This window comes from Paenarthrobacter sp. NPDC089322 (assembly GCF_040684895.1).
In the GTDB taxonomy this organism is placed as follows: Bacteria; Actinomycetota; Actinomycetes; order Actinomycetales; family Micrococcaceae; genus Arthrobacter.
The window spans coordinates 76,665-92,788 of record NZ_JBFBGW010000013.1 but is presented as its reverse complement, the minus strand read 5'-3'; the positions used below and the strand labels follow the sequence as shown (position 1 = coordinate 92,788).

At 63.8% G+C, this 16,124-nt stretch carries 15 protein-coding genes; 12 read left to right on the top strand and 3 right to left on the bottom strand.

All coding sequences use genetic code 11. The features are described 5' to 3' along the window. Positions 1 to 2: 2 nt before the first annotated feature. From AB0N65_RS13840 to AB0N65_RS13830, 3 genes are all read left to right on the top strand, one after another. Positions 3 to 1,346 (top strand): geranylgeranyl reductase family protein, encoded by a 1,344-nt coding sequence (locus AB0N65_RS13840; RefSeq protein ID WP_364162403.1) that lies wholly within the window; start codon positions 3 to 5, stop codon positions 1,344 to 1,346. A gap of 9 nt (positions 1,347 to 1,355) precedes the next feature. Further along, entirely contained in the window at positions 1,356 to 2,459 is a 1,104-nt protein-coding gene (locus AB0N65_RS13835; protein ID WP_364162400.1) for a polyprenyl synthetase family protein, read from the top strand. 559 nt (positions 2,460 to 3,018) lie between these two features. Next, a complete protein-coding gene (locus AB0N65_RS13830) occupies positions 3,019 to 3,885 on the top strand; it encodes a type IV toxin-antitoxin system AbiEi family antitoxin domain-containing protein (RefSeq protein ID WP_364162397.1) in 867 nt (288 codons plus the stop codon). 191 nt (positions 3,886 to 4,076) lie between these two features. Here the strand turns inward: AB0N65_RS13830 and AB0N65_RS13825 are convergent, their stop codons facing one another. Next, entirely contained in the window at positions 4,077 to 4,499 is a 423-nt protein-coding gene (locus AB0N65_RS13825; RefSeq protein WP_364162394.1) for a hypothetical protein, read from the bottom strand. Between the two features lie 13 nt (positions 4,500 to 4,512). Then, positions 4,513 to 5,184 carry a trimeric intracellular cation channel family protein gene (locus AB0N65_RS13820; protein ID WP_364162392.1) on the bottom strand — a complete coding sequence of 224 codons (672 nt, stop codon included), beginning with the start codon at positions 5,182 to 5,184 and terminating at the stop codon, positions 4,513 to 4,515. Between AB0N65_RS13820 and AB0N65_RS13815 the strand changes: the two genes are divergently transcribed. The 9 genes from AB0N65_RS13815 (at position 5,185) to AB0N65_RS13775 (ending at position 15,227) form a co-directional block, all read left to right on the top strand. After that, positions 5,185 to 5,946 (top strand): sirohydrochlorin chelatase, encoded by a 762-nt coding sequence (locus tag AB0N65_RS13815; protein WP_364162389.1) that lies wholly within the window; start codon positions 5,185 to 5,187, stop codon positions 5,944 to 5,946. It abuts the gene before it with no gap. Positions 5,947 to 6,203: 257 nt separating this feature from the next. Further along, on the top strand, positions 6,204 to 7,946 hold the full coding sequence (locus AB0N65_RS13810; protein ID WP_364162386.1) for a nitrite/sulfite reductase: 1,743 nt from the start codon (positions 6,204 to 6,206) through the stop codon (positions 7,944 to 7,946). Then, positions 7,943 to 8,656 (top strand): phosphoadenylyl-sulfate reductase, encoded by a 714-nt coding sequence (locus AB0N65_RS13805; RefSeq protein ID WP_364162383.1) that lies wholly within the window; start codon positions 7,943 to 7,945, stop codon positions 8,654 to 8,656. The genes AB0N65_RS13810 and AB0N65_RS13805 overlap by 4 nt, the downstream gene beginning before the upstream one ends. Next, on the top strand, positions 8,653 to 9,720 hold the full coding sequence (gene cysD / locus AB0N65_RS13800) for a sulfate adenylyltransferase subunit CysD (RefSeq protein WP_364162380.1): 1,068 nt from the start codon (positions 8,653 to 8,655) through the stop codon (positions 9,718 to 9,720). The genes AB0N65_RS13805 and cysD overlap by 4 nt, the downstream gene beginning before the upstream one ends. Then, positions 9,720 to 11,132 carry a GTP-binding protein gene (locus AB0N65_RS13795; RefSeq protein ID WP_364162377.1) on the top strand — a complete coding sequence of 471 codons (1,413 nt, stop codon included), beginning with the start codon at positions 9,720 to 9,722 and terminating at the stop codon, positions 11,130 to 11,132. Before cysD ends, AB0N65_RS13795 begins: the two co-directional genes overlap by 1 nt. A gap of 111 nt (positions 11,133 to 11,243) precedes the next feature. Further along, the gene (mmuM, locus tag AB0N65_RS13790; RefSeq protein WP_364162374.1) at positions 11,244 to 12,227 is read left to right on the top strand and encodes a homocysteine S-methyltransferase; all 984 of its coding nucleotides are present in this window, start codon (positions 11,244 to 11,246) and stop codon (positions 12,225 to 12,227) included. Positions 12,228 to 12,379: 152 nt separating this feature from the next. Then, a complete protein-coding gene (locus AB0N65_RS13785) occupies positions 12,380 to 13,528 on the top strand; it encodes an ABC transporter substrate-binding protein (protein WP_364162371.1) in 1,149 nt (382 codons plus the stop codon). 36 nt (positions 13,529 to 13,564) lie between these two features. Beyond that, positions 13,565 to 14,296, top strand: coding sequence for an ABC transporter ATP-binding protein (locus tag AB0N65_RS13780; protein ID WP_364162368.1), 732 nt, complete (start codon positions 13,565 to 13,567; stop codon positions 14,294 to 14,296). Beyond that, the gene (locus AB0N65_RS13775; protein ID WP_364162366.1) at positions 14,286 to 15,227 is read left to right on the top strand and encodes an ABC transporter permease; all 942 of its coding nucleotides are present in this window, start codon (positions 14,286 to 14,288) and stop codon (positions 15,225 to 15,227) included. Before AB0N65_RS13780 ends, AB0N65_RS13775 begins: the two co-directional genes overlap by 11 nt. Positions 15,228 to 15,410: 183 nt before the next feature. On the opposite strand, the gene AB0N65_RS13770 is transcribed toward AB0N65_RS13775, so the two are convergent. Further along, on the bottom strand, positions 15,411 to 16,043 hold the full coding sequence (locus AB0N65_RS13770; protein ID WP_364162363.1) for a DUF305 domain-containing protein: 633 nt from the start codon (positions 16,041 to 16,043) through the stop codon (positions 15,411 to 15,413). Positions 16,044 to 16,124 lie beyond the last annotated feature (81 nt).

Sequence of the window (16,124 nt, the reverse complement as noted above, 5' to 3'; positions counted from 1 at the left end):
ACGTGAAAGTACTGATAGTTGGCGCGGGCCCCGCCGGGTCCACCGCCGCGTATTACCTCGCCCAGGCAGGCATCGACGTCACGGTCCTGGAAAAGACGTCCTTTCCCCGCGAAAAGGTGTGCGGCGACGGCCTCACCCCTCGCGCGGTCCGGGAGGTCCAGAAGCTTGGACTGCCCCACGCTGTTGACGAGGGGTGGCGCCGGAACAAGGGCCTTCGCCTGATTGCCGGCGGGCGCACCATCGAATTGCCCTGGCCCGAAGTATCCGACTTTCCAACGTACGGACTGATCCGTACCCGCCTTGGCTTCGATGAGGACCTGGCCCGCCACGCCCAGGCTGCCGGTGCGGTCGTACTTGAACGCCACAGCGTCACCACCGCGCTGCAGGACGAAGACGGCCGTGTCATCGGCGCCCGCGCCGCCATCCTTGACGAGTCCGGACGCAAGACGGGCGAACAGCGCGACTTCCATGCCGACGTCGTACTCGCCGCGGACGGCAACTCAACGCGAACCGCCGTGTCGCTGGGCATGCACAAACGCGACGATCGTCCGCTGGGCGTCGCCGTCCGCACGTACTTCACCTCGCCTCGTCACGAGGACGAGTGGATGGAAGGCTGGCTGGAACTCCCCGGCAAGTCCGGCAAGCCCCTGCCCGGCTACGGCTGGGTATTCGGTGTTGGCGACGGCACCTCCAACGTCGGCCTCGGCATCCTCAACTCCTCCAAGGAATTCGGCAAGCTCGACTACAAGCAGGTCCTCCGCGAATGGACCGCCGGCATGCCCTCCGAGTGGGGATTCACGCCCGAAAACCAAGTGGGGGAGATCCGCGGGGCCGCACTGCCCATGGGCTTCAACCGCACGCCGCACTACTCGCCCGGGCTGCTCCTGCTGGGGGACGCCGGCGGTATGGTGTCCCCGTTCAACGGCGAAGGCATCTCCTACGCCATGGAGTCGGCACGGTTCGCGGCGGAGTTTATTGTGGACGCCGCTTCGCGGTCCGCCTCCGCCGGTTGGACCACGCACGACGCCGATGCGCACCTTTCGCGGTACGCGGACTATGTGCGGGACCAGTGGGGTTCGCACTTCACCTTGGGCCGTGCTTTTGCTTTCTTGATCGGGAAGCCCGCCGTCATGAAGCTTGCACTGCGCACGGGCATGCCGATTCCGGTGCTGATGCGCTTTGTGGTGCGGATGCTTGCCAACCTCACCGACCCGTCGGCGAAGGGCTTCGAGGACAGGGTCATCCGGGTCCTCGAAATGCTCGTGCCGGCCACGTCCAACACTTCCTCTGCCCGTGCTGTTTCGGTGGCCGGCTCCGACACCGCGGTTTCCGCAACAACTAGTTAGGGTTAAGCCGTGACCAACTCTCCCGAACACAGCTGGACGCATGCCGGACACGGCCTGCCGGAGTCTGTTGAGCCTGCCCCCAACACCACCGCGATCGCTACGGGGCTCCAGCTGCCCGCCGGTTTTGCCGCCATCGCAGGGGATGCCGAACTGGGCCCCGCCATTACCACCAACCTTGCGCGCGTGGAGAAGAAGCTCCGTGAAGCCATCTCCAACTCCGATCCACTGGCTGATGCGACGTCGCGTCACTTGGTGGAGGCCGGCGGCAAGCGCATCCGTCCGCTGCTGACCCTGCTGTGTGCCCACCTTGGCGATGCCTCGCGTCCCGAGGTTGTCCAGGCTGCCGTGGTGGTTGAGCTGACACACCTTGCCACCCTGTACCACGACGACGTCATGGACTCCGCCCCCTTCCGCCGCGGCGCTCCGACTGCCCACGAAGTGTGGGGCAACTCCGTGGCCATCCTTACCGGCGACCTCATCTTTGCCCGCGCGTCCATCCTCGTGTCCGAGCTCGGTTCCCGCGCATTGGGGATCCAGGCCAGGACGTTCGAGCGCCTCTGCCTCGGCCAGCTTCACGAAACCGTGGGCCCGCGCGAGGACGAAGACGCCGTGGAGCACTACCTGTCCGTCATCGCTGACAAGACCGGCTCCCTCGTTGCCGCTTCCGGCCAGCTCGGTGCGATCTTTGCCGGGGCCGCTCCCGAGTACGAGGACGTGCTGGTGGAGTACGGCGAAAAGGTTGGCGTGGCCTTCCAGCTTGCCGACGACGTCATCGATGTCACCGGCGTCAAGGTTAAATCCGGCAAGTCCCCGGGGACAGACCTCCGCGAAGGCGTGCCCACGTTGCCCGTACTCCTGCTGCGACGCGATGCTGCTGCCGGGGATGCGTCCGCTAGCTCCCTGCTGGAACTCGTTGACGGCGACTTGTCCTCCGACGCCGCTCTGGCTTCTGCTGTCGCCGGCCTGCGCGAGCACCCTGTCACTGCGGAGTCCTGGAAGATCGCGCGCCAGTGGTCCGATGAAGCCATCGCGGCCTTGGCCCCGCTGCCCGAGGGCGTTGTAAAGGCCTCGCTAACCAATTTCGCCCACGCTGTGGTGGACCGCAGCAGCTAAGCTCCGGTTTTTTCAAAAGGCAGGCATCTGATCCATTTAGGGGCACGGATGCCTGCCTTTTTGTTGCTTCGTGTACCGCCACGACCCACTTTGGTTGGGTAGGTCGGTGAAAAAGCCCTGTTCCGCGGCGTGTCCCACTTTTTCGGCGGCAATGTGGGTCGTGGCGGTACGCCTGGCGTGGGGGATCTTCTTTGCTTAAAACGGAATGGCCCCGGTCCGCTGCAACGTTACGAGTCATACGCTGCACCGAACCGGGACCACAATCTCCGTTCGCATCAGACCCACCGGAGGCATTTAGTGGATCCGTGAATAGCTTATGACAAACCTGTCACATATGCAACTTTGTGGGTCAATGAGGTTTTTCATTCGAGTGCTGCGATTTTACAGATCCCCCGCGCCGTCACCACCCACTTTGCTTCCTGAAACCCCATGACACGCCGGAATGAAGGTCTGTTCTATCCGATCGCGCCCTCAAAGTGGGTGCTGGAGGCCCGGCCGGTTGTCCACATAGCGCCATTCGACCCTGACGCCTGATTCTCAGGAGTCCCAGCATGGGCTCATGGACATTGATCAGTTTCTTCGGATGCGCCACGGGGCAGCGACCACCAAATCCCTCTACACCGCAGGGTTTAGTCGCCGGGAACTGGCGAATGCGGTCACGTCCTCCCGGATCGCCAGACTGCACCGGGGCGTATATGTCTCCAAAGATGCCGATCCTGGTGTTGTTGCCGCGTTCCGGGCTAACGGAAAGCTGACATGTGTTTCGGCGGCCCGGTTCTACCAGCTGTGGACCCTTCACGATGCCGAGGATCTGCATCTTAGTTGCGGAACGGGGTTGGCTCGGCGGCGGGTAGTGCACCACGGCGAGTGCCGGCACCCGGCTCATCCTTACTTGCCTGTGGCTGGAGTGGCAGACGTTTTGCTGCATGCCATGAGGTGTTTGCCGGAACTGGAAGCACTGGTCATGGTGCAAAGCGCAGTGAGCCAAGCATTGCTGACGACCAAATTTCTGGGAGAAAAAATGACTGGCAACCGGAATGGACAACTCCGAGCCATCCTAAATCTGGTGTTGCCGCGGGCCGACTCACTCCTGGAGGTGTTGGCACACAGGCACTTCACTGCCGCTGGCCTCAAGGTTGAGATGCACGCGGAAGTCCCAGGAGTAGGGGAGGTGGATTGTCTCATTGAGGACTGTCTGATCGTCGAACTCGACGGAGGCACACACTTCGAGGCCAAACAAGTGAAGAAGGACCACTACCGGAACAATGCTGGCCTGCGCAGCGGCCTCATGAGCCTGCATTACTACTATGCAGACGTTGTGTATCACCCGGAGCGAATGGTGGACGAAGTTCTGACCGTGCTTCGCAACAGGGAAGCTGGCCGCTACGGCCCCTTCCGATACATAGCCAGCCAGCCGCCGTCGTAATTTGAGCCAGGCACTGTACCGCCACGACTGACTTCGCGGCCAAAAAGGCGGCCCCAAGCCGTCCACTACGGCGTGTTCCGTCGGATCCTCGCTCGAAGTAGGTAGCGGCGGTACAAGCCACGGCGCCAACAGCAGGTGAAACACAACAGCCCCCGCGCTACCAAAAGCGCGGGGGCTGCTGAGCGAAAAGCTTAGTCTTCGTCGTTGAAGGCCCATTCGAACATGTCGAAGACGAACTCGGAGAACGTACCTTCTTCACTCTTCCACTGGCCGCGGGCGTTGTTGCGGCGCCAGACGATGGGGTCCGGGATGCTGAGATCGCCGGTACGGAAGCCCCATGTGAACTGTTCTTCCTCGTCTTCAAGGAACATGAGGAAGCCCTCGTCATCCACCTCAAGTTCCTCGGGGTCCCAGAAGTAGTGGTAGGCCTCCATGACGTCCTCGCAACCGCCGAGTGCGAGGTAGAACTCGCGCAGGACCAGCGGGATGGTGAAGGAGTGATCGGCGAGGGCGTCGTCCAACTCTTCGGGCGTGAGGCCGTCCTCTTCCTGCCATTCATCCTCGAGATATTTAGGGACCAGCGCGCGGAATTTCTCGAGGAACATGTCAGTCATGCTCTTATCCTAGCTAATCGCGGGGGCCCGGATTTCCCGTAGACCCGACCCCCGTGCGCTGCCATCCGCGGACGGCCAGGGGCACGTACCAGCCCTTGCGCCACGCGGTCACACGGAACACAAAAACCACCCCGGCAACAACGGAAGCAGTCAATCCGCTGAACAGTCCCAGATGCCACAAAAGGGTGGTGAGCCCCGCTCCGAGAAAGGCCGGCAATGCGTAAAGGTCGCGTGCGTTGAAGAGCGTAGGAACCTCGTTTGCCGTGATGTCGCGCAACAAGCCGCCACCCACCGCTGTGGTGACGCCCAGAAGGATCGCGGCCACGGGGTTCATTCCCGCGGTGATGGCCTTGAGCGTGCCGGTGATGCAGAACAGCGCCAGCCCGCCGGCGTCGAACAGGGTCAAAAGCGAGGTAAAGCGCTGGACAGAAGAAAACAGGAAGTAGACCAGCAGCGCGGCGAGCACCGGCGGGAGCAGGTACACCGGATTGGTGAATGCGACCGGGGGAGCGTCGTTGATGATGATGTCGCGGATGACGCCGCCGCCCAGGGCGACGATCGACGCGAGGAGAACGGAGCCGAGAATGTCGAACTGTTTCCGCGCAGCCAGCAGCGACCCCGAGACCGCGAAAAAGAACACGCCGGCCAAGTCGAGCCACAAAAGAACAATGTCAATGGAAATCAAATGGACGGGTTCTTTCTTACTGCGGTTCTCAACAGATGCTGCCTCAACGTTACGCTAGCTCCCATGAACAGCCCCGTCTTGATCGCCTGCGCCCACGGAACACGCAACGCCGAGGGCCAAGCCGCCATCCGCCAGGTCATGGCCGAGATCGAAGCCCTCCGCCCCGGGTTGCAGGTGCTTGAGGCGTACGTGGACGTACAGGAACCCGAGTTGTCGGGTGTGGTGGAGGGCCTGCCTGAGGGGACTGCCGCCGTCGTCGTACCGCTTTTGCTCTCCACCGGCTTCCACATCAAGGTTGACGTGCCAAAGGCCATAAAAAGCCGGCCCGAGGTAGTGGCCGCCAGGCCGCTGGGTCCGGATCCGCGGCTCGCGGAGCTGCTCGCCGCCCAATTGCGCGCAGCCGGACTGAACGAGAACGACGGCGTGCTGCTGGCCGCCGCAGGATCGTCACTTCCGGACGGTTCGGTGGACTCCGAGGAACAGGCGCGACTGCTCGCCGAACTGCTGCCGAACAAGGTGCGGGTCGCCTATGGTGCCAGCGCGCAGCCAACAGTGCCCGACGGCGTTGCCTCCTTGCGCGAGGAACTCGGCTCGGGAGGTGGCCGGGTTTTCGTAGCCTCCTACCTCCTGGCTACCGGGTACTTCCACGACCAGTTGTTCACGGCCGGGGCGGACGTTGTTACGGCGCCGCTGTTGCCGTCAGGTGTCCTCGCGGAGATTGCCTTGGAAAGGTACGACTCGGTGCTTGCGGCAGCGTCATAGGTCGCACGTTTCCGGCGCCCCGAGGCGAGGAGCAAGCTGCGTCGGCGCGCTTGTGACAAGCGCGCCTTGTCAAGTGATGTGACCCTTGCAAAAACCGGAAAAACCCCGAAAACACACCTTCAGGCGCGCCTTTGCACGCAGCATGGGTGCGACTGCGGGACAAGGCCGAAAAGTGCTTCGTGACGAAATGTTTCCCTAGGTGACTTAGCGTTTCCGGACCTTTGCTGGCGAAAACTGGCCAGACCTACCCTCGATGTATGACAGATACAGCTGTAGCCGGTGCGCCCGCGGACGCCGCAGTCCCCTCGCGCCCAGCACGCACCCGCCCTGCCGCCAAGCCCCACGGTCAGTGGAAGGTTGACGGCACCACGCCCCTCAACGCCAACGAAACCTGGAAGCAGGAAGACAACGGGCTGAACGTCCGTGAGCGCATTGAGTCTGTCTACTCCAAAGAAGGCTTCGACTCGATCGACGGCACGGACCTGCACGGTCGCTTCCGCTGGTGGGGTCTTTACACCCAGCGCAAGCCCGGGATCGACGGCGGCAAGACGGCAACGCTTGAACCGCACGAACTCGAAGACAAGTACTTCATGCTGCGTGTCCGCATCGACGGCGGCGCGCTGACCACAGAGCAGCTCCGCGTCATTGGCCAGATCTCCGTGGACTTCGCCCGCGGCTCGGCCGACCTCACGGACCGCCAGAACATCCAGCTCCACTGGATTCGCGTTGAGGACGTGCCGGAAATCTGGCGCCGCCTCGAGTCCATTGGCCTCTCCACGACTGAAGCCTGCGGCGACGTTCCGCGTGTCATCCTCGGCTCGCCGGTGGCAGGTATCGCCAAAGACGAGATCATCGACCCCACGCCGCTCATCCACGAACTCGCCGAGCGCTTTATCGGCGACCCCGAGCTGGCCAACTTGCCGCGCAAGTACAAGACGGCGATTACGGGCCACCCCTCCCAGGACGTTGTCCACGAGATCAACGACTTCGCCCTGGTTGGGGTCGTGCACCCCGAACTCGGTGCAGGCTACGACCTCTGGGTTGGCGGCGGCTTGTCCACCAACCCGCGCCTCGCCGAACGCCTGGGTGTCTTCGTGTCCCCGGATGTCGCCGCCGAAGTATGGCTCGGCGTCACCAGCATCTTCCGCGACTACGGTTACCGCCGCATGCGCACCAAGGCCCGCTTGAAGTTCCTCATGAATGACTGGGGCCCGGCAAAGTTCCGTCAGATCCTCGAGGACGAATACCTTGGCTTCAAGCTTCCGGACGGTCCTGCTGCTCCCAAGCCGAACGCCCCCGGTGACCACATCGGCGTCCACGAGCAGAAGGACGGCAACTTCTTCATCGGCGTCACGCCCACGGTGGGCCGCATGTCCGGTGAATCCCTCGTAAAGCTGGCCGACACTTTGGAGCAGCACGGCACGTACCGCCTGCGCACCACTCCGCACCAGAAGCTTGTCATCCTCGACGTCGCCAAGGACCAGGTGGAGCCGCTCATCAGCGAACTGGACACCTTGGGCCTTTCCGCCCGCCCGTCCGTGTTCCGCCGCGGCACCATCGCCTGCACGGGCATCGAGTTCTGCAAGCTCGCGATTGTGGAAACCAAGGTCACCGCCGCCACGGCCATCGCCGAACTGGAACGCCGCCTGGCCGACCTCGTGGAGACCAAGCAGTTGCCCACGGCACTGTCCCTCCACATCAACGGCTGCCCGAACTCCTGCGCCCGTATCCAGACCGCGGACATCGGCCTTAAGGGCATGATGCTGCCAACGCCCGACGGCGACCCCACCCCGGGTTTCCAGGTCCACCTCGGTGGCGGGCTGGCCAACAACGAACGCGAGGAAGCCGGCTTGGGACGTACCGTCCGCGGCCTCAAGGTCACGGTGGAAGACCTGCCCGATTACGTGGAGCGTGTGGTCCGTAAGTTCGTCGAAGTCGGCGCCGAGGGCCAGACCTTCGCAGAGTGGGCACACTCCGCAGATGAAGGAGACCTGCAGTGACCACAGCCCTCAAGCGATCCAACGACGAGCTCAAGGCGCTGGCCGAAGCCGGAGCTGCTGAGCTCGGCTGGAACGCCTCCGCGAGCGAAGCCATCGCCTGGGTGGCCCGGAACTTCGAGTTGCCCGCGATTACCGTGGCCTGCTCAATGGCCGACGCCGTCCTGCCCGCTTTGGTTGCCGACCAGTTGCCGGGCGTCGACGTATTGTTCCTGGAGACGGGCTACCACTTCAAGGAAACGTATGAGACCCGCGACGAAGTTGCGGCGAACCTGCGCGTCAACGTTGTGGACGTCCTCCCGGAGCACACGGTGGCTGAACAGGACAGCTTGCTCGGCAAGGATCTGTTTGCCCGCGACCCCGGCCAGTGCTGCGCACTCCGCAAAGTCGCGCCTCTCCGCCGTGCCCTGACCGGTTACGAGGTCTGGTTCACCGGCGTGCGCCGCGACGAAGGCCCCACCCGCACCAACACCCCCGTGGTCACCTGGGACGAGAGCTTCGGCCTGGTCAAGGTGAACCCCATGGTGGACTGGAGCTTCGACCAGCTGGTGGAGTACTCCGAGGACAACATCCTCCCCGTCAACCCCCTCCTGAGCCAGGGCTACCCGTCCATCGGATGCCAGCCCTGCACCCGCAAAGTGGCCCCGGGCGAAGACTCCCGGGCAGGCCGCTGGTCAGGATCCGACAAGACAGAATGCGGACTACACACATGAGCACTTACACAACCAACGCAACGCCGGATGCCGCCCAGGGAGTGGCATCGGGCCTGTCGGAGCCGCGCGCCGGGCTGATCGAAGATCAGCCGCGCGGCGAAGGGGCGGGGGCGGCATTCGGCGTTGCGCCCACTCCCGGGGCGGCATCTGCTGCTACGGCTCTGCAGTCGGCTCGCCTCTCTTCTTTGGACACTTTGGAATCGGAAGCAATTCACATCATTCGTGAGGTTGTGGCCGAGTTCGAGAAGCCCGCGCTGTTGTTCTCCGGCGGCAAGGACTCCGTGGTCATGCTGCACCTGGCCACTAAGGCTTTCTGGCCGGGCAAGGTTCCTTTCCCGGTGTTGCACGTCGATACCGGCCACAACTTCCCGGAGGTCATCGATTTCCGTGACCGCACCGTGGAGCGTCTTGGCCTGAAGCTCGTTGTGGGTTCCGTGCAGGAGTTCATTGACCGCGGCGAACTGGCCGAGCGTGCCGACGGTACCCGTAACCCGCTGCAGACTGTTCCGCTGCTGGACGCCATCCAGAAGAACAAGTTCGACGCCGTGTTCGGTGGCGGCCGTCGTGACGAGGACAAGGCCCGTGCCAAGGAGCGCATCCTGAGCCTCCGTGACGAATTCGGCCAGTGGGATCCGCGCAACCAGCGCCCCGAGCTGTGGAACCTGTACAACGGCCGCCACACGGTTGGCCAGCACGTCCGCGCGTTCCCCATCAGCAACTGGACCGAGCTGGACATCTGGCGCTACATCGAGCGTGAGAACATCGAGCTCCCCGGCCTTTACTACGCCCACGAGCGCGAGGTCTTCGCCCGTGACGGCATGTGGCGTGCGGTGGGCGAGGTTTCCCAGCCGCTGCCGCATGAGGACGTCATTACCAAGACGGTCCGCTACCGGACGGTGGGCGATATGTCCTGCACCGGTGCCGTCGAGTCCGACGCCTACACTGTGGCCGACGTCGTAGTTGAAGTCGCGGCCTCCACCCTGACCGAACGTGGCGCCACCCGTGCAGATGACCGCATCTCCGAGGCAGCCATGGAAGACCGCAAGAAGGACGGCTACTTCTAATGAGCACCGAAACCGCATTTCTGGAAGACGGACTCGAGTCTGCGCCGCTTCCGTCCACGCTCTTCCGCTTCGCAACTGCCGGATCTGTCGACGACGGCAAGTCCACTCTGGTGGGCCGCCTCCTTCACGACTCCAAGGCGATTCTTGCTGACCAGCTCGACGCCGTTGCCCGCACTTCTGCCGACCGCGGCTTTGGTGGGGAAAAGGGTGGGATCGACCTCGCCCTCCTGACCGACGGCCTCCGTGCCGAGCGTGAGCAGGGCATCACTATCGACGTGGCGTACCGCTACTTCGCCACGGACCGCCGCAGCTTCATCCTGGCGGACTGCCCCGGCCACGTTCAGTACACCAAGAACACGGTGACGGGCGCCTCCACTGCGGATGCCGTCGTCGTGCTTATTGACGCCCGAAAGGGTGTCCTGGAGCAGACCCGCCGCCACCTGTCCGTGCTGCAGCTGCTGCGCGTGGCCCACGTGATTGTGGCCGTCAACAAGATCGACCTCGTGGACTTCAGCGAGCAGGTGTTCCGGGACATTGAAGCGGACGTGCAGCAGGTTGCGCGTGAGCTGGGCCTTGGTTCCGATGGCGTTGCTGATCTGCTGGTGGTTCCCGTGTCCGCGCTTGATGGCGATAACGTGGTGGACCGCTCCGAACGCACCCCTTGGTACACGGGTCCGGCGCTGCTTGAAGTCCTTGAAACCCTCCCGGCCGCAGATGAGCTTGAAGCCGAGCTGGAGAGCTTCCGCTTCCCGGTCCAGCTGGTCATCCGCCCGCAGGGCGCTTTGGCTCCCGACGCTGTGGCTGGCGGGCTCGACGTCGAGGCTTACCGTGACTACCGTGCCTACGCAGGCCAAATCACTGAAGGTTCCGTCACAATCGGCGATGAAGTCACCGTTCTGAGCCCAGGCCACGAACCTCGCATCACCACCGTGGTGGGGATCGACTTTGCAGGCCGTTCGCTTGAGGAAGCAGCAGCCCCGCAGTCGGTGGCCATCCGCTTGGCTGACGAGATCGACATCGCCCGTGGCGACACCATCGCCGCCGCAGGAACGGTCCGCGAAAGCACCGCCGACCTGTACGCATCGCTGTGCTGGCTCTCACCGAAGCCGTTGCGTGAAGGCCAGAAGGTGCTGGTGAAGCACGGTACGCGCACGGTCCAGGCGCTGGTCCGGGCCGTGAGCGGCAAGCTGGACCTGGCCACGTTCAACGTTGAGCCCACGTCCACGCTGGAGCTCAACGACATCGGGCACGCGCAGCTTCGCCTTGCCGCGGCGCTGCCCTTGGAGAACTACCTGCATCACCGTCGCACGGGCGCTTTCCTGGTGATCGACCCCATCGACGGCAACACCCTCGCCGCCGGTCTGGTCAAGGACCACCCGGGCGACCATGAAGACGAACGTTACGTCATCTAAGGTCATAGACAGACACAAAACCGCAGCTTGTTCGCGAATCCCCGCGTTGTACGCCGGGAGTCCCGGACAAGCTGCGGTTTTTCCTTTGACCCTCTGAAGCAGGAGCATGACATGCCTCGCAACACCACCCTCAGCACACTCTTGGACGCCGGTAAGGACCTCGTCCTCGACGGTGCCCTCGCCACGGAATTGGAAGCCCACGGCTGTGACCTTGAGGACGCCCTGTGGTCGGCCAAGGTGCTGCTGGAGCAGCCGCACCTGATCAAGCAGGTCCACCGCGATTATTACGACGCCGGTGCCTCCGTAGCGATCACGGCCAGCTACCAGGCGACTCCGCAGGGGTTTGCGCAGCGTGGGCTTTCCGTGGAGGAGTCCCTGGAACTGGTGGCCCGCAGCGTCAGGCTGGCCGACGAAGCCCGGCAGGAATACCTCGCGGAGAACCCTGCCTCGGGGCCTCTGTTGATTGCCGGGTCCGTGGGTCCGTACGGCGCATATCTTGCTGATGGCTCCGAATACCGCGGCGACTACACCCTTTCTGCGGTGGAGTTCCGTGATTTCCACCGTCCACGGATCGCTGCGTTGGTGGACGCCGGAGTGGACTTTCTCGCGTGCGAAACACTGCCGTCGTTCGCCGAGGCGGAGGCGCTGCTGCAGCTCGTGACGGAGTTCGACGTCGATGCCTGGTTTACGTTCACGCTCCGCGACAGTGGGCACATCAGCGACGGAACGCCCCTTGCGGACGTGGCGGCGCTGCTCCGCGCGGAACCGCGCGTGGTCGCCGTCGGGGTTAACTGCGTTCCGCTGGAGCTGGTGACTCCCGCACTGGGCGCCCTGCGGGACGCCACGGACGCGGCCTTGGTGGCGTATCCGAATTCGGGGGAGACGTACGATGCCGTGACCAAGACCTGGGGACCTGCCGCCGCGGGACAAGCCGCCCCGGGACCCGGGCCCGCGGGACAAGGCGGAGCAACCCTCGCCGGCAACGCCGCGAACTGGCGTCAGTTGGGGGCGCGGCTCATCGGCGGGTGCTGCCGCACAACGCCGCACGACATTGAAGACCTGGCAGCGAATATGACGCCACGTGACCCTGCGTGAAGCTTGGTTTCTGTGGGATTGAAGCGGAAATATGACAGTCCCTACTGTGAAGGCATGACCTCTTCGGATTGGTCCTGCCTTGCCTTGAACGGGCGATGTCACGGGGCCTGATCTTCGCCCTCTTCGCATCCGGCTTCACTAAGGACCTCCCCATGGCAAACACCCCCGAGTCACAAAAACCCGAACCCGGCACCATCCGCATCGTCGCCGGTGAGACCACCAAGCCCAAGCGCCGCCGCACCCTTGAGATCGCCCTGGCCGTGGGCCTGGTCCTGCTGATCGGTGCCGGCGCAGCCGTGGCGTCAGCCGTTTCCCGGAGCAGCGAGGCCGCACCGGCTGCGGCGACGTCGCCCGCGGTTGAGCTCAAGCTCGGCTATTTCAGCAACGTGACCCATGCTCCGGCGCTGGTGGGTATCAGCCAGGGCATCATCGCGAAGGAACTGGGCGATACGAAGCTCAGCACGCAGATTTTCAACGCCGGCCCGGCCGCGATTGAGGCGCTGAACGCCGGCGCGATCGACGCCACGTATATTGGCCCGAACCCGGCAATCAACTCGTTCGTGAAGAGCAACGGCGAGTCCATCAGCATCATCGCCGGCGCGGCGGCAGGTGGTGCGCAGTTGGTGGTGAAGCCGGAGATCACCTCCGCGGCCGACCTCAAGGGCAAGGTCCTGGCCTCGCCGCAGCTTGGCGGGACGCAGGATGTGGCGTTGCGGGCCTGGCTGGGGGAGCAGGGTTACAAGACCAACGTGGACGGCAGCGGTGATGTGAACATCAACCCGACCGAAAACGCCCAGGCGCTGAAGCTGTTCCAGGATGGAAAGCTCGACGGCGCGTGGTTGCCTGAGCCGTGGGCCTCGCGTTTGGTGCTTGAGGCCGGGGCGAAGGTCCTGGTGGACGAGAAGGACTTGTGGGACAAGGGTGAGTTCACCACCACGATCCTGATCGTGAACAAGAAGTTCGCCGCCGAACACCCCGAGACGGTGAAGGCGCTGTTGAAGGGCCACGTGGAGTCCGTGAAGTGGCTGAACAACGCGTCCCCGGCGGACAAGGCCAGCACCATCAACGCCGTGCTGAAGGACACCGCCGGCAAGCCGCTTCCGGGCAACGTGATCGAGCGTGCCCTGCAGAACATCACCTTCACCACCGACCCGCTGGCCGGGACGTACAAGAAGCTCCTCGAGGACGGCGTCAAGGCCGGCACCACCAAGGAAGCCGACATCAACGGCATCTTCGACCTCCGCACCCTCAACGAGGTCGAAGGCAAAAAGACCTCCGCCGCCGGCCTCGGCCAGGACTAAGCAGCTACACGAATCAACAAAACGAAGGACGGGACCATGCCAGTCGTACTGGAGAACCTGGGTAAGCGCTTCGGCGACGGCGCCCCCGTGCTGGACAACGTCAACGCCACCATCGGGAAGGGCGAATTCGTTGCCCTCCTCGGAGCCTCGGGCTGCGGCAAGTCCACCCTCCTGAACATCATGGCGGGACTTGAGCACCCGACGTCGGGCGCTTTAGAGGTGCCCAGCGACGGTGCGGCCTTCATGTTCCAGGACTCTGCGCTGTTCCCATGGCTGACCGCCCGCGGCAACATCGAGCTCGCGCTGCAGTTGGCGGACAAGTCCAGCACCAAAGCGAGCCGACGCGCCCGTGCGACTGAGCTGTTGGAGCTCGTCCACCTGGGAGGCGCGGGCGACAAGCGTCCCCACGAGTTGTCCGGAGGCATGCGTCAGCGCGTTGCCCTGGCGCGTTCGCTCGCCCAGGACCGGCAGTTGTTGTTGATGGACGAGCCGTTCGCTGCCCTGGACGCCATCACCCGAGACCTCTTGCATGACGAGCTTGAGCGCATTTGGAAGGAAACCGGCCGCACCATTGTGTTCGTCACCCACAATGTGCGCGAAGCTGTTCGACTGGGCCAGCGCGTGCTGCTTTTGTCGTCGCGCCCCGGCCGGGTGGTTGCCGAATGGGACGTCACCGAGGAGCACCGTACTGATGCTGGCCGCGCTGGGGAGCTGACCGGCGTCATTACCCGCCGACTTCGCGAGGAGATCCGCCGCCATGCCAAGTAACCCGACTACCACCGAAGAGCGGACCCAGCCCGTGACTGACTCCAACCACATCACCTCGCCGTCGCTGAAGGGAAACGCCTCCGAGCTCCGCGACTTGGAAGCCGGTTTGGACAACCTCCAACTGGACACCGGGCGCCGGGGAGGCATCGAGTGGAAGCGCGTGCTGCTTCCCGTGGTGGCGCTGGTTGTCCTTGTTCTCGCATGGCAGTTCTATGTGTCGCTGGAGTTCAAGCGGCGCGACCTCGTTCCCGGGCCCGTGGATGTCTTCAACCAGTTCCTCACCTTGTGGGGCGAGGGCAAGCTGCAGGAAGCGGTTTGGACCTCGCTGCAACGCGGCGTGGTTGGCTTCCTCATCTCCGTTGTCATTGCCACCCCGATCGGGTTGATCCTGGCGCAGGTTGCTCCGTTGCGCCGTGCCTTCGGCCCGCTCATTTCCGGTTTGCAGGTCCTGCCGTCCGTGGCCTGGGTTCCGGCCGCCATCATCTGGTTCGGCCTGACGGACGCCACCGTCTACTTTGTGGTCTTCATGGGCGCGATCCCGTCCATCATCAACGGCCTGATTTCCGGCGTGGACCAGATCCCTCCGCAGTACCGCAGTGTGGGAACGGTCCTCGGTGCCAACCGGTTGCAGATGGCCTTACAGATTGTGCTTCCCGCGGCCCTTCCCGGCTACATCGGCGGCCTGAAGCAGGGCTGGGCTTTCTCGTGGCGCTCCCTCATGGCCGCGGAAATTATCGCTGTGGGCGGCACTATCGGCTTCGGCCTCGGTTCGCTGCTCGACCAAGGCAGGCTCCTGTCCGACATGGCCGTGGTGATGTCCGCGATTCTCCTGATTTTGTTCGTGGGCATCCTCATCGAGCTCCTCGTGTTCGGCCCGATCGAGAAGCGCCTTCTGCAGCGCCGCGGTTTGCTCGCGGGAAGCAGCCGCTAACCCACCCGACGTCACGCGAACGCGATGCAAAAGCCCGACGGCGACCTCCCGCCGTCGGGCTTTTGCCTTACCTAAACCACCAACGCTCGCTCACCTATGGCCCCTTTTCGGGCAACCCTCTATCACCGGGTGAGAGACGGTTCGCCTGAAGGGGGTCATCGGTGAGAGAGCGTTGGAGGGGGGCTACAGACCGGCCAGGAGGTCCTTCATCTCTTGGATTTCCTTCTCTTGCGACGCCACGATGTCCTTGCTGAGCTGGACGGCCTCGGGGTTGGTTCCATGGGTTGTCTCATCCCGGGCCATGCTGACCGCGCCTTCGTGGTGCGCGATCATTTGGGTCAGGAACAACCGGGCGGCTTCCGTGCCCTGGGCATCGCGAAGCTTCTGAAGGTCGGCGTCGGTCATCATGCCTTCCATGCCATGGCCACCGTGGCCGCCTGCGGACATGGTGGCCGACTCGTTCCAGGACTGGAGCCAGCCGGTCATCTTTTCGATCTCAGGACCTTGTGCGGCCTTGATCCGTTCGGCCAGGTCAATCACCGCGGCGGGGACGTCTTGCTTGGCCAACATGATGTCGGACATCTCCACGGCCTGTGCATGGTGCGGAATCATCATCCGGGCGAACATCGTGTCCGCGCTGTTATGGTCTCCGGCAGTGTTGCCGGAGGACGGGGCGGAGGAGGCGCTGGAGCTGCCATGGTGCATGTCCGGCATGGAAGGCGAGGTGCCGGAATTACCGGAGGAGCCACAGCCGGCAAGGGCAATGGCGCCGGCAACGGCTGTGGCGGCAAGGGGCAGGTATTTCTTCGTATTCATGGAGATCGAGTCCTTAGCAGTGGAGGGCGCAAAGGCGCCCGGTAGAGGTGTTTGGCGACTGGAATACAGACAGGTGCCTGT